Below are 21,894 nucleotides of genomic sequence, written 5' to 3' on the forward strand. Positions count from 1 at the left end.
GTTATTGCCCCACCGCCGCCTTCATGCGGCCGCGCCAGGCGTCGGCGGTCATGATGGAGGCGTTGTCCCACAACCCCTTGGCGTCAGGACCCTGCGCATAGGTGGGCTCGAACATCTGCCATACCAGCACCTGCGGCTTGTTCTGCTTGAAGGCGGGCGATTCCAGGTACTCCAGCAGCATGATCCAGTGGCCGACGTTGCCCGGTTTCCAGTTCACTGAAACGGGCCGGTCCAGCACGTTGGACAGTTTCTGCGGAAAGCCGAAGTACGGCTGCACCATACTGTGGCCGGTCACGTGCACGGGGGCGGGCGCGTCGTCGATCAGGCTCTGGTTGTCGGCCTGGCGGCGCACGGTGAAGGTCTCGCGCCCGGCCTGCTTGCGCTGGTCGGGCGTCAAGAACAGCTCGGCCAGGTCGCCATAGCGGCGTTCATTGACCACGCTGCCCAGCGCCATGCCGGTGCCCGGCTTGCCGGCCAGCGTCTTCACGTCCTGCTTGATGCGCTGGGCCAGGGCCTCGGCGGTGGCGTCGGCGGCGGCCTGGGTCCAGTGCTGGTCGGTGCGGTAGAACACGTCCTGGCCGCCATCCTTCAGGCGGCGCAGCACCGCCTCGTCGTCGATGGTGGAGATGCCGGCGGCCTTGAGCTTGTCCTGGATGGTCTGGTAGCGCTTCTTGACCTCGGCGCTCAGCGCCGTGCCGTCCGGCAGCTTGTCCTGGTAGAACAGGGTCTTGTCGGGCAGGACCAGCACTTCCAGCTGGACGCCCTTGGCGGCGAGCGCGTCGCGGGTCTCGCGCACCAGCTGGGTGGCGGCGTCGATGCCGCGCGTGTCCACCTGAGTCAGGCTGCCCCAGCCGGGGAACAGCCAGTTATCCTTGCCCTGGATGACGATGGACGAGGCCTGCTGCGCCTGCGAGGCGCCGGCAGCCAGCGCCAGCAATGCGCCGCACAGGGCCGACGCCAGGCGCGGACGGCGGGTCAGGGATGGGGTCGGGGTAGTCATGTTGATGGATTCCTTCATGAATGCGTATCGATCGGCGCGGCTCAGTAGGACAGGGTCAGGTTGATGAACAGACCCTTGGCCCGGTCGGCCTGGCCGCCGCCGATGTTGAAACGGTATTGGGTGGTCAGGTCCAGGTAGGACCGGGGGGCGTTGTAGTGGTCTTCGCGGAACCAGTAGCGCAGGTTGAAACCGGGGCCGGCGCCCATCGACCACGACGAGCCGTCGCCCAGCTGGGAATACGAGTCCGAGCCATCGATGTCCAGGCCGACCATGCGGTTCCTGTTCCAGAGCCAGTCGGCGCCAACCACCGCGTAGGGGAAGAACACCAGGCGGTCACTGATCGCGTCCACCCGATAGCTGCGGCCCACTCGCAATTCGCCGGCGCCGAAGGCCTGGTCGCGCTTGATCTTGCCCGAGGTCTGGTCGGTATCGGCGCCGGTGGAATTGTTGCGCTTCCACAGGCGCGCGGACATGTCCTGCCAGGAATAGCCCGCCTGCACGTAGCCTTCCATGGTGAACCAGTCGGGACGGTCGATGCGCAGCGTGGTGCCTTCGTACAGGCCATACGTGACGTAGGCCAGCCAGCCGCCGCTGCCGGCGTCCGTCTTGTAGTAGGCGGTCTGGTTGTTGCGGTTCAGGCTGCAGCGCAGGTCCGCCGGCGCCGGGCTGAACGAACCCTTGCGCGTCGCGGTGCCCAGATTGAACTGGCGTTCCAGGCCGAAGGTCAGGCCCACCTCGGTGGAGGGCGTGAAACGCATGCCCAGCGAGCCCACGGTGGTGGGAATGCCGGAGATGCCCTGGTTCGAGGTTTCGGCCACGTCGATGGTGCCGCCGCAGGGATCCGAGACCGTCTGGCTGGTGGTCTTGCCGCCCTTGTTGTAGAGCGTGTTGGACAATCGTCCATACAGTTCGAACGTGCGCGTCGACGAATTAAGGAAGTCCGACGGACGCCAGAAGATCTCGGCGGTGCTGAACACCGCGTCGCCGGGCACGGTGATGGCCGCGCCGCCCAATCCCGAGGAGGCCGGCCGCGCGCCGCGATAGCCAGCCGAGACATAGCCGCCCCATTCGCGCGACAGTCCGGCGATGCCGCTGCGGGTGTCGAAACGCTGCTGTGGCGTCAGCTCGAGCCTGCCGGCGTCGGCTTCGTCGATGGCCTGTTTCAGTTTTTCCACCGCGCCGCGCTTGTCGCCGACGCCCGACAGGGCGTAGCCCTCGTCCAGGATCACGGTCGGCGGCGCCTTGCCGGTGGCGCGGGCCGCCTGGAAATCCTCCAGCGCCAGCCTGGGCTGTCCCATGCGCTGGTGCAGATAGCCGCGCTGCATCAACAGGGCGGGGTCGTCGGGTTGCGCGGCCAGCGCCTCGCCCATGCGTTTCTCGGCCTCCGCCAGTTGCGTCGCGTTGCCGGCCGCCAGCGTGGTGGTCAGCAGGCGCTGCAGTTCCTTGTTGGCGGGGTCCTGTTCGACCGCTTTGCGCGCCTGGGCGATGGCTTCCTGGTAGTCCTCGCGCGCATAGGCGGCATAGGCCAGCGCGGCCGGGCCGCCGCTGCCGGCGGCGTCCGACGGCAGCAGCTCGCAGGAGGTGCCATAGGGCGTATCGCGGCAGTCCTGCAGGGGCGCAGGGTAGTTGGCCAGCGTCAGCGTAGCCGGCACCGCCGGCTTCGAGCGCGCCCGCTTGACGCGCGCCGCGGCGGCTTCGTCCTTGCCGCCGAGCGGTTCCAGCAGCGCCAGCGCGCGCTTGGTCTCGCCGCCGGCAAGCGCGGCATCGGCCGCGATCAGGCGCACATTGCGGCGCTGGTCGTCGTCGAGCCAGTCCTGCTTGAGCGCGGCGTCGAAGTCGGCATTGGCCAGGTCGGTCTTGCCCTGGCGTTGGCGCAGGTAGGCGCGCATTACCTGCGCCACCGTGTTCTCGTCGTCCTGCTTGAGCGCGTCGGTGGCGGCGTCCTCGGCGGCGGCAAGCTGGTTGTCCAGCATCAGCGCGGTCATCAGCAACAGGCGATGGCTGGCGGTGTCGGGCGCCAGCGCCACGGCCTCGCGCGCCAGCGGCACGGCGTCGCCGGGGCGGTTGGCGATCAGCGCCTGGTAGCCTTGTTCGGCGGGCTTGATCGCCAGGCGGCGCTTCATGGTGGTGCGCCGCGCGGTCAGGTCGTTCTTGTTGGGGGCGCCCAGCGCGATGGCCTTGTCGGCCGCGGCCTCGGCCTCGGCGTACTTGCCTTGGGCTTCCAGCGCGTCCAGCCACAGCATGGCCCAGGCACCTTGCTTGGGATCGATGCGGAAGGCTTGTTCGGCGCCGCGCTGGGCGGCGGGGTAGTCGGCGCGGTTGTAGTCGGCATAGGCGCGCGTGGCGATCGGAAAGCCACGGCGGTAGGCGGCGGTGGTGCCGGGCGCGCCGCTGCCGCCGGCCGTGGCCGGTTGGGCGGCGCGCGGCCTCAGGTTGGCGCGCGCCTGGCGCAAGGCGGGGGTATCCAGGCCGCTCTTGATGGCGTCGGCGGCGGCCTTGTCGGCCTCTTGCAGCTTGCCTTGCTTCTGCAGCGCATAGATCAGCAGCAGGCGCAGCCGTTCCACGTCCGGGCGCAGCGCGATGGCGGATTCGGCCTGCCGCTGCGCCAGCGCGTAGTTGCCCGCGTCGTAGCTCTTGTAGCCCTCGTCGGCGAACTGATAGGCGGCGCCTTCCAGCGGCGCCTCGGCGGCGCGCGGCGCCGGTTGGGCGGCGGCGGGCCCGGCGCAGGCCAGCGCGGCGGACAGCAGGAGCGAACGGGTCAATGGCTTCATGGGGTCGCGGGTTTGTCTTTGGAGTGCGTCGGCGCGGTGTCGGCCTGCCCACCCTGCTGGAAATGGATGGCTTCCTTCAGCGTGCCTTCATCGAGCCAGCCCTGTTCCATCAGGATTTCGCCCAGCGGCCGCTTGTCGCGCGACTGGATCTCCAGCGCGAGCGCCAGCTTGTCCTCGTCGATCGCCTGCCAGGACAACAGCAATTCGCCCAGGCGCTGGCGTTGTTGCGCCAGCTGGTCGGTGGACGGGAAGTCGTGCATGGTCTTGTCCCAGGCCAGCCGCTTGCCGGTGATCAGGTGGCCGATGAACAGCTTCCAGGCGCGCGCGGCCGCCATGGCGTTGATGAAGTTGCCTACGATCATGCGCGGAATCGATAGCAGCGCGTGCTCCCAGCCGTACATGCGGCCGACGAAATAGGCACGCTGCACCACCCGCAACAGCAGCGCCACCGCGTTGATCCACATCAGCGTCACCAGCCAGCCGCCGGGACGGAAGTACGACGGGTAATACACGGTCCACCAGCCGAACAGGTCGGCCAGGTAGAACAGGAAGAAATTGGCCAGCAGCAGGTAGGCCAGGATCGCGATGAATGATGTCACCAGGCCCTTGCGGTCGCGGAACAGCAGGTACTTGGTGGCCAGCGAGCCGGTCCAGCCCACCTGTTGCCAGCCCTGCAGCCCGATGCCCAGCGTCCAGCGCGCCTTCTGCCGGTAGGCGGTGCGGAAGGTGTTGGGAAAGTACTCGCGCACCCCCAGTGGCATGTGGATGCTGGACACTTTCTCCCGGCCCAGGCCGAACCAGGCGCGGCGGCGGGTCACGTATTCCACGCCAAACTTGCCGAAGATCTGCCGCATGCCGCGCTGCGCCAGCCGCGCGCCGATATCGTAGTCTTCGGTCAGGGTGTCGGTGTTGAAGGGCTGGTTATTGGTTTCGGCGGCCAGTTCGACCAGCGCCTTGCGCGAAAAACACGTGCCCACGCCGGCGGAGGGCACCATTTTTGACAGGCTTTCGCGCACCACCAGGTCCTTGGTGTGCCATTCGGCGAACTCGTCCATGTAGGTGCCGGCCACCAGTTCGTACCAGTGGCGCTCCAGCGAGGTCACCGGCAGCTGGATGAAATCGATGCGCGGCAGCAGGTAGTTGTAGTACTTCAGTTCCAGCGGGTGCAGCACGTCCTCGCTGTCGTGCAGGATGACGCCGGCGAACGGCACCGGTTGCTTGGCGTCCTGGGCGAAGATGGCCTGCACGATCCAGTTCAGGCAGTCGGCCTTGCAGGTCGGGCCGTCGTGCGGCACTTCCACCCGGATCAACTGGCGGTAACGCCGCCGCATGCGCTCGACTTCCTTGATGGTGCGCTCGTCGTTCTGGTAAGTGCCGGCGAAGATCATGTAGTTCTTGTATTCGAGCGTGGACACCATCGTCTCGAGCATCGAGGCGATGACGTCATACTCGAGCCACGCGGGCACCATGATGGCCAGCGGCTGTTCCTCTTTCTCGCGCAATTGCGCCGCCGTCAGGGGCGCGTAACGGCGCTTGATCGTCAGCGAGCGGCGCAGTTCGCGCACCCAGTACCAGCCGTCGATGAACAGATCATCCAGGCTCGAAAGCAGGATGATCACGCCGACGACGGCGGTCACGATCTCAAGGCCGCGGTAATAGTCGGCGATGAGATAGGGCCAGTAAAGCGAGGACATGGGCAGCCGGATCCGGGTTTACTTGTTTTCCTTGTTCTTCCTGCGGCTCACGCGCATGGCGAAAATCAGGATCAGCAGCAGCACCAGCAGGCCGACGCTGATGGCCGGCACGCTCCACGAGATGTAGCGGCGCCATTCGAAGAAGGCGCTTTCGCCGGCGCCGGGCGGATGGCTGGCGTCGGGGTTGCCACTGTCGATCCAGGCCACCGGGCCGGCGGCGCCGATCAACGCGATGTTGCCGCGGTTCAACACGAACGGCGCATCCAGCATGCCGGCCTGCTGGCCCAGGGTGTGCCACAGCACGCCGTCCTGGCCGCCGGCGCTGACCACCTCGGCCGAGCTAAGATGGTCCAGTCCGGAAATATCCAGCCACGTGGTGTTCTTGCCATCCACGCGCAGCTGCTTGCGGTCGGTGACGGTCACCATTGGCTTGGCGCCTTCCACCGGCACTTCCATGGCCAGGAATGGGCGGGTCGGCTTGACGGCCTGGCCCCCGGCCGCCACCGACAGTTCGGCGCGGGTGGTCGAGATGCCACTGGCCGAGGCGATGCCGATCAGGCGCTTGAGGTTGTCCGGCGCACTGGCCAGGTAGCTGTCCGGCACGATCACTTGCGGGGTGCCGGCCAGCAGCGGCAGCAGGCCGACGAAGGTGCCGTCCGGCTCGGCCTTCTCAGGTTTCACGTAGCTGGTCGGCAGCACGTTGACCGGATAGCCCTGCGGGATTTCGTTGCAGTCCACCGAGACCGGCTGGCGCTGGAACGTGACGCGCACGGCGTTGGTGACCCCCAGCACGTAGCCGGGCACGCGCGCGCGCAGGCGCTCGGGGCGTCCGTCGGCGTCCAGTTGCTTGGCCGCCAGCAGGATGCCGTTCCAGAAGACCGAGGCCACCGGGCGCGTCGACGAGGCGCCGGGCGCGGCCGACACGTCCATGACCAGCTCGCCCGGCATCTGGCCGTCGGCCGAGACCGCGGCCAGCGGGAACGTCGTGTTCCAGTCGCCGCTGGCGACCACATTGAAACTGTTGGGCGAGCCACCCAGCGCCGTCAGGCGCAGGCCGCCGTCCTTGAAGGTTTCCGGCGGCGTGGCCGTCTTGACCTGCACCTGGCGTGTCACCAGGATGCGGCGCCAGGCGGTATCGAACGCGCCCGCCCCCTGCGCGCCGGCGTCCGCGGCCAGCGCGATCACCGCCTGCCGGCCCATCGCGGCCAGTCGGATCTCCTTGGAGGGCATCTCGGCGGCGGCCAGCGGCACGCGGCGCTCGCGCCAGGACTTGAACGCCGCCGCGGCGTCAGCGTCGTTGCCCAGTTGCGATTGCAAGGCGTCCAGCGCTTCGTTCAACCGGGCGCGCAGCGTGGCGTCGGCGATCACCACGTCGCCGGCTACCGCCGGCGCGCCCAGCACCAGCAAGGCGCCGATCTCGGCGGCATTGGCGATCTTGTGCTTGCCATTGTCCGCCAGCGCGGCGAAGGCCGGGATCTGTGCCAGCCCGGCCGGGGCCTGCAGGCCGCGTGTGTCGATTTCGTCGCCCACCGACGGGAAGGCGCGCACCGCCACGCGCTTGCCTGCGCGTTCCAGCGCCACGCCGACACGCCAGGCGCTGTCGAAGGCCTGCTGATCGAGCTTGGCGCTGCCCACGATGAGCGTCGGCTTGCCGGGCAGGGTGCCCCAGGCATCATCCAGGTTGCCGATGGCCGAGGCGTCGTAGCGGTAAGTCAGGCGTGTCTGTGGCGAGATGGTCAGCGCGTTGGCGGTGGCCCGGTTGCTCTCGCAGTGGCGCAGCGCGATTTCCGACTGCCAGTCCACGCCCACGCGCAGAAAGCCGGTCTCGCGGCTGCGCGGGTCCACCGTGTAGCCGTGGGCGATGTTGCCGTCGCCATCGGCGATGCGCTGTGCGTTCAGCGGCACGCCGTCGGCCCACAACACCAGGCTGGTGCGGCCGGGTTCGCCCTTGGTGTATTTGGCGTCGAAATTCAGGGTGGCGTCGGCGATCGGCACGCCGCGCGGCACCGGCACGTAGAACTCCTGGCGCGCATCGCTGTTGCTCAGGACCACGGGCTCGCTGATGCCCAGATCCGCCAGCGTGGTGTTGCGGGTGACCCAGTCGTCGCCCTGCAACTGCCGCAGCGCGTCACCGGCCGGGCTGGCCATCGCGCCCAGCGGCAACAGCAGGCCGGCGGCCATCAGTGCGCGGCAGAGCGCCTGGGCGGCGGGGAGGGAAGTGGGTTTTTGCATGGGTGCTCCGGGCAGCGGATTCAGGTCGAATGGCATCAGGCTGGCGTGCCGGCGGCCGTTCCGTAAGGATCGAATTCAGAAACGGGTCGGCCGCAAAGCGCGTCAACGATGCGCGCGCTGGCCTTGCCGTCGCCGTAGGGGTTGATGCGACGCGAAAACGAGGCATGCAACGCCGGGTCGTCCAGCAGCCGGTTGACCTCGGCGATGATGCGCTGCGTATCGGTGCCGACCAGTGCCACCGTGCCGGCCTGCACGGCTTCCGGACGTTCGGTGACCTCGCGCATCACCAGCACCGGCTTGCCCAGATACGGCGCCTCTTCCTGCACCCCGCCCGAATCGGTCAGGATGAGATAGGCGCGCTGCATGAACCAGACAAAGTCCAGGTAATCCAGCGGATCGATCAGGTGGACGTGCCGCAGGCCGGCCAGATCGGTCATCACGACATTGCGCACCTGCGGATTCAGGTGCACCGGGTAGACGATCTGCAGGTCTTCGCGGCGCGCCAGTTCGGCCAGCGCGGCGCAGATATTCTTGAAGCCCCCGCCGAAGCTCTCGCGCCGGTGGCCCGTCACCAGCAGCAGCCGGCGTCGCGCATCGAGCCAGTCGTAACGGGCCGCGAGCGCACGCGCCAGCGGCGCCTCCGGGGCCAGCTTGGCACAGGTCATGGCCAGTGCGTCGATGACGGTATTGCCGGTCACGGTGATACGGCCGGCCAGGTTTTCGCGCAGCAGATTGGCGCGCGATTCGGCGGTTGGCGCGAACAGCCAGTCGCCGATCGCGTCGACCACGCGGCGGTTCATTTCCTCGGGGAAGGGCATCGCCAGGTTGCCGGTGCGCAGGCCCGCCTCGACGTGGCCGATGCGGATGCGGCGGTGAAACGCGGCCAGCGCGCAGGCCGATGCGGTGCTGGTGTCGCCATGTACCAATACATAGTCCGGCTGCTCCTGTTCCAGCACCTCATCCACCCGGCTGATCAGGCGCGCGTACAAACCGGTCAAGGTCTGGTTGGGCACCATGATGTCGAGGTCGTGCTGCGCCCGCAAGTCGAACAAGGCCAGCACCTGATCCAGCATCTGGCGATGCTGGCCAGTCACGCAGACGACACTGTTCAATTGGGATTCATTCTGCAGGGCGGCGACCAGGGGGGCCATCTTGATGGCTTCAGGACGCGTTCCGAAAATGGAAAGTATCTTCATCGCAATCGAGCGGCCCGAGTCGGTGGCATTTTCTTGCGTTTATTATGTCTTGAGAGCATTCGTAATATGTGACGGAGTATTTCCCCAGATTCCGAATGGCTGGCAATAGTTCGCGAGATCGTTCTGACGGTGGTGAAAGGGACGGGCCCCGCGAGCCATAAATTGGGGCCATATCTGGTTTCAATTGCCTGTCAGTTGTGTGTCGGCTGTTATCTTATTCCGTTTCTTTCAGTTACTAATACCTTGCATTATCCCTCTGTAGATAATGCATTAAGTAATCCACGAGCCTGTTTCGGACGCGTCAAGTTTCCAAAACACTTGCAATCTTTGAATGCCTCAAGGGCGCCTGAACACCGCTTGACCTTGCAGTGACTTCAGGCTTTCTCATACGGCCATGGCACCCCCGCCACGGTGCCGCCCCACCTCAGCCGGAGCGTAGCGCCATGGATTCGCCGAAAACCCTGTTGGAAAGCCACCACATCCACGCCCGCGCCACGGCCGTTTCGGGGGAGCGGGCATGAGCGGCGGCCATGAGCACGCCGACGCGCGGGCGCTGCCCGAATCCCGGCTATGGCTCGCGTTCGGGCTGACCAGCACCTTCATGGTGGTGGAGATCGTCGGAGGCCTGTGGACCGGTAGCCTGGCGCTGATCTCCGACGCCATGCACATGATGACCGACGCCATCGCGCTGTTGCTGGCGCTGATCGCGATCCGCGCGGGCCGCAAGGCCGCGGACCTGATGCGCACGTACGGCTATGCGCGCTTCGAGATCCTGGCGGCCGCGGTCAATGCATTGGTGTTGCTGGGCGTGGCGTTCTATATCCTGTACGAAGCCTGGCGGCGTATCGAGACGCCGCCGGATATCCAGTCCGCGGGCATGCTGGCCGTCGCCATCGCCGGGCTGGTGATCAACCTGGTGTCGATGCGGCTGCTGGCCGGCTCCAAGGACGACAGCCTGAACGTGAAAGGCGCCTATCTCGAAGTCTGGGCCGACATGCTGGGCTCGGTCGCCGTCATCGCGGGGGCCGTGATCATCTGGCTGACCGACTGGCGCTGGGTCGATTCGGCGCTGGCCGTGGCGATCGGTTTCATGGTGTTCCCGCGCACCTGGGTGCTGCTGCGCGAATGTATCAACCTGCTGCTCGAAGGCGTGCCGCCCGGCATGAGCCTGAATGCGGTGCGCGACGCCATTGCCGGCACCGATGGCGTTGCCAGCGTGCATGACATCCATCTGTGGGCGATCACGCAGAAGCAGCCGCTCCTGACCGGCCACGTGGTGCTGGCCGCGGGCGCCGACGGCGAGGCTGTCCGGCTGGAGATCGAGCGCCGCCTGCAGGCGGGCTTCGACCTGCATCACACGACGCTGCAGGTGGAGCGTTCGGACCGTTCGGAACAGGAGCATATCCACTGAGCACGGCGGGCGGACAGCAAGCGTTGTGGACGCCCGCTCGGTGGCGGCCGCCAAAAAAAATGGCCGACCCGTGAAGGTCGGCCATTTGGCGCTATGGCGGAAATTTGGTGGAGCCGGGGGGAATTGAACCCCCGTCCGCAAGCCCTCCGCAACCAGTTCTACATGCGTAGTCGATTTATTTGGTTTTAACCCTGGACTTAGCCAACCGACAGGCCGGACCAGAGCGATTCACGTAATTTAAATTTGAACCGTGTGACCCCAGTTCAAACCGATTCCTTGTGAATGTCGCTGCTGCGGTTCGAGGGTTGCCCCCCTGGGAAGTTGCCTTCCCCCGCCTGACCCAAGGACAGATCAGTGCAGCGGCTCACCGCTTAAGCGGCGAGAGCGAAACGCTCGTCGTTGGCGTTTGTAGTGTTCCAGTGGTTTAACGAGCGTACTGGTGCTCGGCATGCCCTGAGTTGTTTCGCGACCCACGTCGAATCCGGATCGGCCCCAAGAACTTCCTATTGTACTGGTAAACGCGATAGTCCGCTGTGTTTCCGCGCCCGCCGGGTGAGGCGTGGCGCGCAGGCCTCAATCGGAGGTCAGGCGTTGGCGCAGGCCGCCTTGCCGGCGGGGCGCGCGCGTGAAGCCGCCATCAGCACGAAGGCCAGGGCGACCGAGATCGCCACGATGACCGCCGCCGCCCAACCGAGCGAAGCCAGCCCGTATTGGTCGATCACGTGGCCGCCGACCACCGCGCCCAGGCCGATGCCGATATTGGCGCCCGAGATGTTGAGCGAGGCGGCGAAGGCGGGCGCTTCGGGCGCCGACTTCATCAGCCGCACGTGGCAGACGATGAAGAGGGCTGCCTGGGCGATGCCCCAGATCGTCAGGGCCACGGCCAGTAGGCCGTGCGATTGCATCACCGGCGCCACGAACGCCAGGCCGACCGCCATCAGCGACGAGAACAGGGCGGTGGCGCCCAGCGGGCTGCGGTCGACCATGCGGCCGCCCAGGGTGTTGCCGATCAGGCCGACGGCGCCAAACGCCATCATGGTCCAGCCGACGATCTGGCCATTGAAGCCGGCCAGTCGTTCCAGCATGTCCGCCAGATAGGTATAGGCGGTGAACATGCCCGTGAACACCAGCAGCGACAGCAGCACGTGGCCGACCACGATCGGACTGCGCAGGATGCGCAGCTGCGTCACCAATTTCACGTTCTCGGCGCGGATGCGAGTGCTGGGGAAGGCCAGCAGCAACAACAGCGCTTTGGCGAATGCCACCGCGGACAGCACGCCGAAGGCCGCGCGCCAGCCGAACGCATCGGAAATCAGCACGCCGATGGGAATGCCGAAGACGGTCGCGGCGACGATGCCGAACGCCACCATCGAGATGGCGCGGCCGGCGCGGGCCGGGCCCACCAGTTCCACCGCGGTGGCGCTGGCCAGCGACCAGAAAACCGGCAGCGCCAGCGCCGGCACGAAGCGGGCCACTGCCATGACCCAGATATTCGGCGCCACGGCGGCCAGGGCATTGGACAGCCCGAACAGCACCAGCACGCTGATGAACAGGCGCTTGCGCTCGATATTGGCCATGAGCGCGGTCAGCAGCGGGCCGGTGGCGGCCACGGTGAAGGCGAATAGCGACACCAGCAGGCCGGCCTGGGACACCGTCACATCAAGGTCGCGGGCCAGGCTGGGCAGCAGGCCGACGATCAGAAATTCGGTGGTCAGGATGGTGAAGCCGGCGGCCGAAAGTAACAGGATGGGCAAAAGCATGGGCAATTCCAGGTACGCGCGAAGCCGTGAGGCAACACGCGGTGAGTGGATGAAAGGTCTAAAAGGTCCAGGTTGCGCGCCGGGGAGACGTCGGCGCGCGGGCGCATGAGGGCGGCAAGCCGTCGATGCGTAACGAGAATCGCCGTGCGGGCGTGGCCGCGCGGCATCCGGCCTTGGCCGGGAAAGGCAATCGGGAGGCACCCGCATTGCCCTGCATTGAAGGTACTTTAATTCACCGGCCGCCAGGGATAAACCCTTTTGGGCCGGATAAATTGTTCGGTCAGGCCAACTAATCCGACCGTGCTCCTGTCATGCCGGCCCGCATGCCGCCGGGCAGGGCGGCGATGCGAGTCGGGGGAGATCAGCGCGGATGACGATGCTTCAACGCAGATCGCGCGGCAGCAGCGGCGCGATCGCCGTCCACAGCTCGGCTGGCGTGTTGGCGCAGGTCTCGGCTTCCCAGGTGCTGATGTTGTCTTCTTCGCCGACATAGCCGTAGGCGGCGGCAACCGCCGGCATCCCGGCCGCGTGCGCCGCCTGGATGTCGCGCAGGTCGTCGCCGACGTAGACGCAGCGGTCGGTGGCGAATCCCGCCTCGCGCGCGGCGTGCTGCAGCGGCAGCGGATGCGGCTTGGCGTGGGCGGTGGTGTCGCCGCAGACCAGCACGGCGCTGTCACGGGTCAGGTTCAGGTGCTCGACGATCGGCAGGGTCAGGTAGGTGACTTTGTTGGTGACGATGCCCCATGACAGGCCGCGCTGGCGGATATCGGACAGCAACGCCTCGATGCCCGGGAACAGCTTGCTGTGGACCGTGGAGCTGGCGGCGTAGTCTTCCAGGAACTGCAGGCGGGTCGGCTCGTACTCGTCATCGCCCGGCTTCAGCCCCAACGCCACGCGCAGCAGGCCGCGCGCGCCCTGTGACGCGACCGGGCGCAGCGTTTCGTAGGGCAGGGGTTCCAGCCCGCGGCGGGTGCGCTGCTGGTTGGCGGCGGCGGCCAGGTCGGGGGCGGTGTCGGCCAGCGTGCCGTCGAAATCAAACAGGATCAGGGCGCTCATTTGCGGGTAGCCATCAGGTAGTTGACCGAAGTGTCGGACGTCAGCGAATAGATCTGGGTGATCGGGTTGTATTCCATGCCGCGCATGCCGACCGGTTCCAGGCCGGCGCCGCGGGCGGCTGATGCCAGTTCGCTCGGCTTGATGAACATGTCGTAGGTGTGGGTGCCGCGCGGTAGCAGGCGCAGCACGTATTCGGCACCGATGATGGCGAACAGGAACGACTTCGGATTGCGGTTCAGGGTCGAGAAGAACACCCAGCCGCCCGGCTTGGCCAGCGCGGCGCAGGCGCGCACGATGGAGGCCGGGTCCGGCACGTGTTCCAGCATTTCCATGCAGGTGACCACGTCGTATTGGCCCGGCTGCTCGGCCGCCAATTGCTCCACGGGCACCTTGCGGTACTCGACCTTGACGCCTGATTCCAGTCCGTGCAATTTGGCGATCTTGAGCGACTTGTCGGCCAGGTCGATGCCCGTGACGTCCGCCCCGCCGCGGGCCATGGCTTCCGACAGGATGCCGCCGCCGCAGCCGACATCCAGCACCTTCTTGCCCGCCAGGCTGCCCACGCTTTCCTGGATCCATTCCAGGCGCAAGGGGTTGATGGCGTGCAGGGGCTTGAATTCGCTTTCGGGGTCCCACCAACGGCTGGCCAGCGCGGCGAACTTGTCCAGTTCGGCCTGGTCGGCGTTGATGGTGGCTTGGGCGGAGTCGGAAGTGTGGGGGCTCATGGGCGGTCCAGCATAAGGCGGCACTCTATATATAGAGCGGGACGGCGGCGCTCGCGGGCGCCGGGTTGATTGCACCGTGTTGGTGCAAGCCGGGCGAAAAAAAGGGCCTCGCTATGCGAGGCCCTTTATTGTAGCTAGTCCGGCAATTACTTGCGGCTACCCACGATTTCGATTTCAACGCGACGGTTCTGGGCGCGGCCTTCCTTCGTCTTGTTGGAAGCGATCGGGTTCTTCTTACCCTTGCCTTCCGTGTAGATACGGTTCGGATCGATGCCCTTGCTGACCAGGTAGGCCTTGACCGAAGCGGCACGACGCTCGGACAGCTTCTGGTTGTAGGCGTCCGTACCGATCGAGTCGGTGTGGCCGACGGCGATGATGGTTTCCAGCTCGATACCGCGAGCTTGCTGGGCGACTTGGTCCAGCAGTTGACGGCCTTCGGGCTTCAGGGTCGACTTGTCGAAGTCGAAGAACGTGTCAGCGTTGAACACGACCTTGGCCGCCATCGGGGCCGGCTTCGCCTTCTGTTGAGCGACCGGAACGCCGTCGCAACCGGGGATGCCGGTGGCCGGGGTCCAGAACGCATCGCGCCAGCACAGTTCGTTCGTACCGTTCTTCCAAACGTTACCGAACGGATTGCGCCAGTTGTCCACCGTCTGCGGATAGGACTGGGCCGAGGCTACACCCGAGGCCGTGACGGCGGCGAAGGCGAGCGCCAGAGCGAATTTGGAGGGTTTGTTCATGTTTCTCCTCGTTGAGCTTGAAGCTGGATAAGTGACTCGCAGCGAACCCCCGCCGCATATCAGGAAAACGGGGCCAGTATAGCAACGCCAAGAGCTGGTTCAAAGGAATAGCTACTGGGTTTCCTGCGTGCTGGAAACAATCTTAAGGCATTTGGGGGGCTTTGGCTTCCCTGGACAGCCGCATTGGTGCTGGATATGACGTTTTCCGCGCTCCATCCGTTTGCCATGTTGGTTTTTGACAACAGGCTCGCCGGACGTTGGCGAACGTGCCGGTGCCGCTTGCCGCCGACATCCGCGTGCGGGGCCGCGCCGATGGCCGCTCGGGGCCCTTGGGGCCGCGATCCCAATCGAATGATAGAATTTCCTGTTTACCCGGCCCGGGTTCCTCCTTACACGATTCTGTCGTTATATATATGGATTCCTTTGCCAAGGAGACGCTTCCGGTATCGCTGGAAGAAGAGATGCGCCGCAGTTACCTCGATTACGCGATGAGCGTGATCGTCGGGCGGGCGCTACCGGATGTGCGGGACGGGCTCAAGCCCGTCCACCGGCGCGTGCTCTACGCGATGCACGAGCTCAACAACGACTGGAACCGCGCCTATAAGAAGTCCGCGCGTATCGTCGGGGACGTCATCGGTAAGTACCACCCCCACGGCGACCAGTCCGTCTACGACACCATCGTCCGCATGGCGCAGGATTTCTCCATGCGCTACATGCTGGTCGACGGCCAGGGCAACTTCGGTTCCATCGACGGCGACAACGCCGCCGCGATGCGCTACACCGAAATCCGCCTGGCCAAGATCGCCCATGAGCTGCTCGCGGACATCGACCAGGAAACGGTCGACTTCGGTCCCAACTACGATGGCAGCGAGCAAGAACCCCTGCTGCTGCCCTCGCGCCTGCCGAACCTGCTGGTCAACGGCAGTTCGGGCATCGCGGTCGGCATGGCCACCAACATTCCGCCCCACAACCTCCAGGAAGTGGTCGACGGCTGCCTTTACTGCCTGCGCAATCCCGCGTGCTCGGTCGATGAACTCATGGAGATCATCCCGGCGCCGGACTTCCCCACGGGCGGCGTCATCTATGGCATGTCCGGCGTGCGCGAAGGCTATCGCACCGGTCGCGGCCGCGTCATCATGCGCGCCAAGACCCACTTCGAGGACATGGAGAAGGGCAACCGCCAGGCCATCGTGGTCGACGCGATCCCCTACCAGGTCAACAAGAAGACGCTGCAGGAACGCATCGCCGAGCTGGTCAACGACAAGAAGATCGAAGGCATTTCCGACATCCGCGACGAGTCCGACAAGGACGGCATGCGCCTGGTGATCGAGCTCAAGCGCGGCGAAGTGCCCGAGGTGGTGCTGAACAACCTCTACAAGAACACGCAGCTGCAGGACACCTTCGGGATGAACCTGGTGGCGCTGGTCGACGGCCAGCCCCGCCTGCTCAACCTGAAGCAGATGATCGACTACTTCCTGCAGCATCGCCGCGAAGTGGTCACCCGCCGCACCGTGTTCCAGCTGCGCAAGGCCCGCGAACGCGGCCACGTGCTGGAAGGCCTGGCCGTGGCGCTGGCCAACATCGACGACTTCATCGCCATCATCAAGGCCGCGCCGACGCCTCCCGTCGCGCGCCAGGAACTGATGGCCAAGTCGTGGGATTCCTCGCTGGTGCGCGAAATGCTGTCGCGCGCCGACGGCGATACGCCGGGAGGCCGCGCGGCCTTCCGTCCGGACGACCTGGGCGCCGAGTTTGGCCTGCAGGGCGACGGCCTGTACCGCCTGAGCGATACCCAGGCCCAGGAAATCCTGAACATGCGCCTGCAGCGCCTGACCGGCCTGGAGCAGGACAAGATCGTTGGCGAATACAAGGACGTCATGTCCGCCATCGCCGACCTGCTGGACATCCTGGCCCGTCCCGAGCGCATCACGACCATCATCGGCGAAGAGCTGCAGGCCATCAAGGCCGAGTTCTCCACCGGCGCCAAGGACACGCGCCGCTCGGAAATCGAGCTGAACGCGACCGAACTCGACACCGAAGACCTGATCACGCCCACCGACATGGTCGTGACGCTGTCGCACGGCGGCTACATCAAGAGCCAGCCGCTGTCCGAGTACCGCTCGCAGAAGCGCGGCGGCCGCGGCAAGCAGGCCACGGCGATGAAGGAAAACGACTGGATCGACCAGTTGTTCATCGCCAACACCCATGACTTCCTGCTGTGCTTCTCGAACCGTGGCCGGGTCTACTGGCTCAAGGTCTGGGAAGTGCCACAAGGCACGCGCAACTCGCGCGGCAAGCCGATCGTCAACATGTTCCCGCTGGCCGAAGGCGAGAAGATCACGGTGGTGCTGCCGGTCAAGGAATTCAGCGAAGACCACTACGTCTTCATGGCGACCTCGCGCGGCACGGTCAAGAAGACCCCGCTGTCCGACTTCTCCAACCCGCGCAAGGCCGGCATCATCGCGGTCGACCTGGACGATGGCGACTACCTGATCGGCGCTGATCTCACCGACGGCAAGCACGACGTCATGCTGTTCTCGGACGCCGGCAAGGCCGTGCGCTTCGACGAGAACGACGTGCGCCCGATGGGCCGCAACGCCCGCGGCGTGCGCGGCATGATGCTCGAGGACACGCAGAACGTGATCGCGCTGCTGGTGGCCGGGGACGAAACGCAGAGCGTGCTGACCGCCACCGAAAACGGCTACGGCAAGCGCACCCCGATCACCGAGTACACGCGCCATGGCCGCGGCACCAAGGGCATGATCGCCATCCAGACCAGCTCGCGCAATGGCAAGGTGGTCGGCGCCGTGCTGGTGATGCCGTCGGATGAAATCATGCTGATCACCACCGGCGGCGTGCTGGTGCGCACCCGGGTCGCGGAAATCCGCGAAATGGGCCGCGCCACGCAAGGCGTCACCCTCATCAACGTCGACGACGGCAGCTCGCTGTCCGGCGTGCGCCGCGTGGTCGAAAGCGATGCGGACGATGACAGCGAAGACCTGGACGACGGCCAGGAAGAGGGCAACGGCGACGCCGCTGCAACGGATTCGACGGAACCTACGGAGCAATAATGGCCCGCCCCTGGAACTTCTCGGCAGGCCCCTCGGCCTTGCCCGAGGTGGTACTGCAGCAAGCCGCTGCGGAAATGCTGGACTGGCACGGCAGTGGCATGTCCGTGATGGAAATGAGCCATCGCGGCAAGCACTTCGTGCAGATCTGCGACGAAGCGGAAAGCGACCTGCGCGATCTGCTCGGCCTGTCTCCCGACTACGCGGTGATGTTCATGCAGGGCGGGGGTTCCGGGGAGAACGCCATCGTTCCCATGAATCTCATGGGGCGGCGCGGCACGCCGGCGGCCGACTTCGTCGTGACCGGCCACTGGTCTTCGCGTTCCCACAAGGAAGCCGGCCGCTATGGTGACGCGCAGGTCGCGGCCACCAGCGGCCAGGCAACGCAGCTGGACGGGCGCGAACAGGCGCCGTTCACCTGGGTGCCGCCGGTCGACACCTGGAAGGTGCGCAAGGAATCGGCGTACCTGCACCTGTGCAGCAACGAGACCATCGGCGGCGTCGAATTCCTGGACTGGCCCGACACGGCCGCGCTCGGCGCGCCCGACGTGCCGCTGGTGGTCGACGCCTCCTCGCATTTCCTGTCGCGTCCGATGGACGTGAGCCGCTGCGGCATGATGTACGCCGGCGCCCAGAAGAACGCCGGCCCGGCCGGCGTGACCATGGCCATCTGCCGCCGCGACCTGATCGGCCATGCGCTGCCGATCTGCCCGTCGGCCTTTGACTACGCCAACGTGGCCGCCGAGCATTCGCGCTACAACACGCCGCCGACCTTCGCGATCTACATCGCCGGGCTGGTGTTCAAGTGGGTCAAGGCCAATGGCGGCGTGGCCGGCATGGAAGCGGCCAACAAGGCCAAGGCCGAACTGCTCTACGGCTACCTCGATAGCACCAGCTTCTACCGCAATCCGATCCACGCCCCCGTGCGCTCGCGCATGAACGTGCCGTTCGTGCTGCGCGACGAATCGCTCAACGACGCCTTCCTGCAAGGCGCCGACGCGGCCGGCCTGACCCAGCTCAAGGGCCACAAGAGCGTGGGCGGCATGCGCGCCTCGATCTACAACGCCGTGCCGCTGGCCGCCGTGGCCGCGCTGGTTGAGTACCTGAAGGAATTCGAGCGCCGCTATGGATGACGACCTGCAGCGCAAGCTGCGCCCCTTGCGCGACCGCATCGACGCGCTCGATGCCCAGATCCTGGACCTCCTGTCGCAGCGCGCCCGCGCCGCGCAGGAAGTGGGCGAAGCCAAGCATGCCGCCCATGCCGACGGCCCGGTGCTGCGCCCCGAGCGTGAAGCCGAGGTCATCCGTCGGCTGCAGCAACTCAACCCCGGTCCGTTTCCCGCGGCCGGCGTCGCCTCGGTCTGGACCGAGATCATCTCGGCCTGCCGTGGCCTGGAGCGCGGCATGACCGTCGCCTACCTGGGCCCGCAGGGCTCGTTTTCCGAGCAGGCCGCGCTGGAGCATTTCGGCCACGCGGTGCAGAAGCTGCCGTGCGTGTCGTTCGACGAAGTCTTCCGCGCCGTCGAGGCGGGGCAGGCCGACGTCGGCATGGTGCCGGTCGAGAACTCGACCGAGGGCGCGGTCAACCGCAGCCTGGACCTGCTGCTGAACACGCCGCTACGCATCCTGGGCGAGCGTTCCCTGGTCATCCGCCATTGCCTGATGTCGCAGTCCGGCAACATGGACGGCATCAAGACGATCTCTGCCCATCCGCAGGCGCTGGCCCAATGCCAGGGCTGGCTGACGCGCAATTACCCGGACCTGGAACGCGTCGCCGCGGCCAGCAATTCCGAGGCCGCGCGCGTGGCCGCGTCCGATCCGACCATCGCCGCCATCGCTGGCGAAGTGGCCGCGCCGGCCTGGAACCTGCAGGTCGTCAGCGCCGGCATCCAGGACGATCCGCACAACCGCACGCGCTTCCTGGCCATCGGCAACATCGAGCCGCTGGTCAGCGGCAAGGACAAGACCAGCCTGATCCTGGCGGTGCCGAATCGCGCGGGCGCGGTCTATGAAATGCTGGCGCCGCTGGCGGCCAACGGCGTGTCGATGACGCGCTTCGAGTCGCGGCCGGCCCGCACCGGCGAGTGGGAATACTATTTCTACGTCGATGTCCTGGGACATCGCAACGATCCGAATGTCGCGCTCGCCCTGGATACCCTGCGGGCGCAGGTTGCCTACCTGAAAGTGCTGGGTTCCTACCCGGCGCCGTGAGTCCTCCATGACCAACACCTCCAAGCCTCTCGCCGCTCCCGCGCACGTCAGCGCCATCGCGCCTTACCAGGCAGGCAAGCCCATCGAGGAACTGGCCCGCGAATTCGGGCTGGATCCGGCCGGGATCGTCAAGCTGGCCTCCAACGAGAACCCGCTGGGCATGCCGCAGTCGGCGCGCGCCGCCATGCTGGCCGCCGCCGAGTCGCTGGCGCGCTATCCGGACCCCAACGGCTTCGATCTGAAGGCCGCGCTGGCCGCGCGCTACGAAGTGCCGATGAACTGGATCACGCTGGGCAACGGCTCCAACGACATCCTGGAAATCGCAGCGCTGGCGCTGCTGGAGCCGGGTACGTCGGCGGTCTACGCGCAACATTCGTTCGCGGTCTACCGCCTGGCCACGCAGGCCCGCGGCGCGCGCCACATCGTGGTGCCGGCCAAGGACTACGGCCATGACCTGGACGCCATGTTCGAGGCCATCGCCGACGACACGCGCCTTTTGTTCATCGCCAACCCCAACAACCCCACCGGCACCTTCGTGCCGGGCGACCAGGTGGCCGCGTTCCTGGAGCGCGTCCACGCCGCCCACGGCGATCGCGTCACGGTGGTGCTGGACGAGGCCTACAACGAATACCTGGAACCGCAATTCCGGTTCGACAGCACCGCGCTGGTGCGCCGCTATCCCAACCTGATCGTCTCGCGCACCTTCTCCAAGGCCTACGGCCTGGCCGGCCTGCGCGTGGGCTTCGCGGTGGCGCAGCCGGCCCTGACCGACCTGCTCAACCGCGTGCGCCAGCCGTTCAACGTCAACACGCTGGCGCAGGCCGCCGCCGTGGCGGCGCTGGGCGATGCCGCCTACCTGGAACAGGCGTACACGTCCAACAAGGCCGGCAAGGCGCAGCTGTGCGAAGCCTTCGACCGCCTCAAGCTGCGCTACGTGCCCAGCTACGGCAACTTCGTGCTGGTGCACGTGGGCGATGCGCCGCGCATCAATCTGGCGCTGCTCAAGCGCGGCGTGATCGTGCGCCCCGTGGCCGGCGACGGCCTGCCCGAGTGGCTGCGCGTGTCCATCGGCCTGCCGCAGGAAAACGCCCGCTTCATCGACGCGCTGACCGCCATCCTGTCCGAATGAACGGCGCTTCCTCCAAGCCGAATCAGGGGGCCGCTGGCCCCCTGATTCCTGTGTTGGCCGTTGTCGGCGTGGGCCTGATCGGCGGTTCCTTCGCCGCGGCCTTGCGCCGGGCGGGGCAGGTGGGACGGGTGCTGGGCGTGGGCCGCAATGCCGCGTCGCTGGCGCGCGCGGTGGAGCTGGGCCTGATCGACGAAGCCGTCAGCGCCGAAGAGGCCGCCGCCCGCGCCGACCTGGTGTTCCTGGCCACGCCCGTGGGCGGCCTGAAGGACATGCTGGCGCGCATGCTGCCGCATCTGCGTGATGCGACGCTGCTGACCGACGGCGGCAGCACCAAGGCCGAGGTGGTCGATGCCGCCCGCCTGGCGCTGGGCGCGCGCATCGGCCAGTTCGTGCCGGGCCATCCCATCGCCGGCGCCGAGCGCAGCGGCCCCGAGGCCGCCGATGCCGACCTGTACCAGGCGCGTTGCGTCATCCTGACGCCGCTGGCCGAGAACAGTGCCGCCGCCATTGCCCTGGTGCGCGACGCGTGGCGGGCCTGTGGCGCGCAAGTGATCGACATGGAGCCCGGCGCGCATGACCGGGTGCTGGCGTCGGTCAGCCACCTGCCGCACCTGCTGTCGTCGGTGTACATGGAACAGGTCGCGACCGCCGAGGACGCCGCCACGCGGCTGGCGCTGGCCGGCAGCGGTTTTCGCGATTTCACCCGCATCGCGGCGGGATCGCCCGAGATGTGGCGCGATATCTTTCTATCCAACCGCAACGCCATGCTGGCCGAGCTGGCGGCCGTGCGCGCCGTGCTGGATCGGGCCGAGCGCGCGATCGATGGCGGCGACGGCGCGGCCTTGCTGGCATTGCTGGACACGGCGGCGCAGGCGCGCCGCAACTGGCGCAAGGAGTAATC

At 66.7% G+C, this 21,894-nt stretch carries 15 protein-coding genes and 1 other RNA gene; 6 read left to right on the top strand and 10 right to left on the bottom strand.

Annotated features, from left to right (window positions below):
* Position 1: 1 nt before the first annotated feature.
* From HV742_RS01925 to wecB, 5 genes are read right to left on the bottom strand one after another with little or no spacing between them, the layout of a single operon-like run.
* The gene (locus HV742_RS01925) at positions 2–1,000 is read right to left on the bottom strand and encodes an alginate O-acetyltransferase AlgX-related protein (protein ID WP_053086038.1); all 999 of its coding nucleotides are present in this window, start codon (positions 998–1,000) and stop codon (positions 2–4) included.
* Between the two features lie 41 nt (positions 1,001–1,041).
* Positions 1,042–3,771 carry an NfrA family protein gene (locus HV742_RS01930; protein WP_175144352.1) on the bottom strand — a complete coding sequence of 910 codons (2,730 nt, stop codon included), beginning with the start codon at positions 3,769–3,771 and terminating at the stop codon, positions 1,042–1,044.
* Complete coding sequence (locus HV742_RS01935; protein WP_175144353.1) at positions 3,768–5,465, bottom strand: glycosyl transferase family protein; 1,698 nt, start codon at positions 5,463–5,465, stop codon at positions 3,768–3,770. The genes HV742_RS01930 and HV742_RS01935 overlap by 4 nt, the downstream gene beginning before the upstream one ends.
* Positions 5,466–5,483: 18 nt before the next feature.
* On the bottom strand, positions 5,484–7,697 hold the full coding sequence (locus HV742_RS01940) for a cellulose biosynthesis cyclic di-GMP-binding regulatory protein BcsB (protein ID WP_254600907.1): 2,214 nt from the start codon (positions 7,695–7,697) through the stop codon (positions 5,484–5,486).
* Positions 7,698–7,732: 35 nt separating this feature from the next.
* On the bottom strand, positions 7,733–8,893 hold the full coding sequence (gene wecB, locus HV742_RS01945; RefSeq protein ID WP_175144354.1) for a non-hydrolyzing UDP-N-acetylglucosamine 2-epimerase: 1,161 nt from the start codon (positions 8,891–8,893) through the stop codon (positions 7,733–7,735).
* A gap of 517 nt (positions 8,894–9,410) precedes the next feature.
* Between wecB and HV742_RS01950 the strand changes: the two genes are divergently transcribed.
* The gene (locus tag HV742_RS01950; protein WP_175144355.1) at positions 9,411–10,304 is read left to right on the top strand and encodes a cation diffusion facilitator family transporter; all 894 of its coding nucleotides are present in this window, start codon (positions 9,411–9,413) and stop codon (positions 10,302–10,304) included.
* 105 nt (positions 10,305–10,409) lie between these two features.
* Here HV742_RS01950 and ssrA read toward each other — a convergent pair.
* The 5 genes from ssrA to ompA all read right to left on the bottom strand — a co-directional run bounded on the left by ssrA (position 10,410) and on the right by ompA (position 14,585).
* Positions 10,410–10,798: a transfer-messenger RNA gene (ssrA, locus tag HV742_RS01955) on the bottom strand.
* 90 nt (positions 10,799–10,888) lie between these two features.
* Positions 10,889–12,064 (bottom strand): MFS transporter, encoded by a 1,176-nt coding sequence (locus tag HV742_RS01960; RefSeq protein WP_175144356.1) that lies wholly within the window; start codon positions 12,062–12,064, stop codon positions 10,889–10,891.
* Positions 12,065–12,445: 381 nt separating this feature from the next.
* The gene (locus HV742_RS01965) at positions 12,446–13,120 is read right to left on the bottom strand and encodes an HAD-IA family hydrolase (protein WP_049072332.1); all 675 of its coding nucleotides are present in this window, start codon (positions 13,118–13,120) and stop codon (positions 12,446–12,448) included.
* A complete protein-coding gene (gene ubiG / locus HV742_RS01970; protein ID WP_063584881.1) occupies positions 13,117–13,845 on the bottom strand; it encodes a bifunctional 2-polyprenyl-6-hydroxyphenol methylase/3-demethylubiquinol 3-O-methyltransferase UbiG in 729 nt (242 codons plus the stop codon). Before ubiG ends, HV742_RS01965 begins: the two co-directional genes overlap by 4 nt.
* A gap of 146 nt (positions 13,846–13,991) precedes the next feature.
* Positions 13,992–14,585 (bottom strand): outer membrane protein OmpA, encoded by a 594-nt coding sequence (gene ompA, locus HV742_RS01975; RefSeq protein ID WP_049072334.1) that lies wholly within the window; start codon positions 14,583–14,585, stop codon positions 13,992–13,994.
* A 413-nt stretch (positions 14,586–14,998) separates the two neighbouring features.
* Here ompA and gyrA point away from each other — a divergent pair, with 413 nt between their 5' ends.
* The 5 genes from gyrA to HV742_RS02000 are packed head-to-tail and all read left to right on the top strand — an operon-like array spanning position 14,999 to position 21,892.
* The gene (gene gyrA, locus HV742_RS01980; RefSeq protein ID WP_049072335.1) at positions 14,999–17,656 is read left to right on the top strand and encodes a DNA gyrase subunit A; all 2,658 of its coding nucleotides are present in this window, start codon (positions 14,999–15,001) and stop codon (positions 17,654–17,656) included.
* Positions 17,656–18,786, top strand: coding sequence for a 3-phosphoserine/phosphohydroxythreonine transaminase (gene serC / locus HV742_RS01985; protein ID WP_063581213.1), 1,131 nt, complete (start codon positions 17,656–17,658; stop codon positions 18,784–18,786). Before gyrA ends, serC begins: the two co-directional genes overlap by 1 nt.
* Positions 18,779–19,864 (top strand): prephenate dehydratase, encoded by a 1,086-nt coding sequence (pheA, locus tag HV742_RS01990; protein WP_054416843.1) that lies wholly within the window; start codon positions 18,779–18,781, stop codon positions 19,862–19,864. The genes serC and pheA overlap by 8 nt, the downstream gene beginning before the upstream one ends.
* Before the next feature lie 7 nt (positions 19,865–19,871).
* Positions 19,872–20,993, top strand: coding sequence for a histidinol-phosphate transaminase (gene hisC / locus HV742_RS01995; protein WP_049072339.1), 1,122 nt, complete (start codon positions 19,872–19,874; stop codon positions 20,991–20,993).
* The gene (locus HV742_RS02000; RefSeq protein WP_100504031.1) at positions 20,990–21,892 is read left to right on the top strand and encodes a prephenate dehydrogenase; all 903 of its coding nucleotides are present in this window, start codon (positions 20,990–20,992) and stop codon (positions 21,890–21,892) included. The genes hisC and HV742_RS02000 overlap by 4 nt, the downstream gene beginning before the upstream one ends.
* Positions 21,893–21,894: the final 2 nt, after the last annotated feature.

This window comes from Achromobacter ruhlandii (genome assembly GCF_902859695.1).
Taxonomy (GTDB): domain Bacteria; phylum Pseudomonadota; class Gammaproteobacteria; order Burkholderiales; family Burkholderiaceae_B; genus Achromobacter; species Achromobacter ruhlandii.

Excerpts from the sequence above, each read along its gene's own strand:
- HV742_RS01965 (WP_049072332.1), bottom strand. The coding sequence starts at position 13,120 with ATGAGCGCCCTGATCCTGTTTGATTTCGACGGCACGCTGGCCGACACC.
- HV742_RS01950 (WP_175144355.1), top strand. The coding sequence starts at position 9,411 with ATGAGCGGCGGCCATGAGCACGCCGACGCGCGGGCGCTGCCCGAATCC.
- ompA (WP_049072334.1), bottom strand. The coding sequence starts at position 14,585 with ATGAACAAACCCTCCAAATTCGCTCTGGCGCTCGCCTTCGCCGCCGTC.
- HV742_RS01925 (WP_053086038.1), bottom strand. The coding sequence starts at position 1,000 with ATGACTACCCCGACCCCATCCCTGACCCGCCGTCCGCGCCTGGCGTCG.
- HV742_RS01935 (WP_175144353.1), bottom strand. The coding sequence starts at position 5,465 with ATGTCCTCGCTTTACTGGCCCTATCTCATCGCCGACTATTACCGCGGC.
- HV742_RS01940 (WP_254600907.1), bottom strand. The coding sequence starts at position 7,697 with ATGCAAAAACCCACTTCCCTCCCCGCCGCCCAGGCGCTCTGCCGCGCA.
- hisC (WP_049072339.1), top strand. The coding sequence starts at position 19,872 with ATGACCAACACCTCCAAGCCTCTCGCCGCTCCCGCGCACGTCAGCGCC.
- pheA (WP_054416843.1), top strand. The coding sequence starts at position 18,779 with ATGGATGACGACCTGCAGCGCAAGCTGCGCCCCTTGCGCGACCGCATC.
- HV742_RS01930 (WP_175144352.1), bottom strand. The coding sequence starts at position 3,771 with ATGAAGCCATTGACCCGTTCGCTCCTGCTGTCCGCCGCGCTGGCCTGC.
- HV742_RS02000 (WP_100504031.1), top strand. The coding sequence starts at position 20,990 with ATGAACGGCGCTTCCTCCAAGCCGAATCAGGGGGCCGCTGGCCCCCTG.
- serC (WP_063581213.1), top strand. The coding sequence starts at position 17,656 with ATGGCCCGCCCCTGGAACTTCTCGGCAGGCCCCTCGGCCTTGCCCGAG.
- wecB (WP_175144354.1), bottom strand. The coding sequence starts at position 8,893 with ATGAAGATACTTTCCATTTTCGGAACGCGTCCTGAAGCCATCAAGATG.
- gyrA (WP_049072335.1), top strand. The coding sequence starts at position 14,999 with ATGGATTCCTTTGCCAAGGAGACGCTTCCGGTATCGCTGGAAGAAGAG.
- HV742_RS01960 (WP_175144356.1), bottom strand. The coding sequence starts at position 12,064 with ATGCTTTTGCCCATCCTGTTACTTTCGGCCGCCGGCTTCACCATCCTG.
- ubiG (WP_063584881.1), bottom strand. The coding sequence starts at position 13,845 with ATGAGCCCCCACACTTCCGACTCCGCCCAAGCCACCATCAACGCCGAC.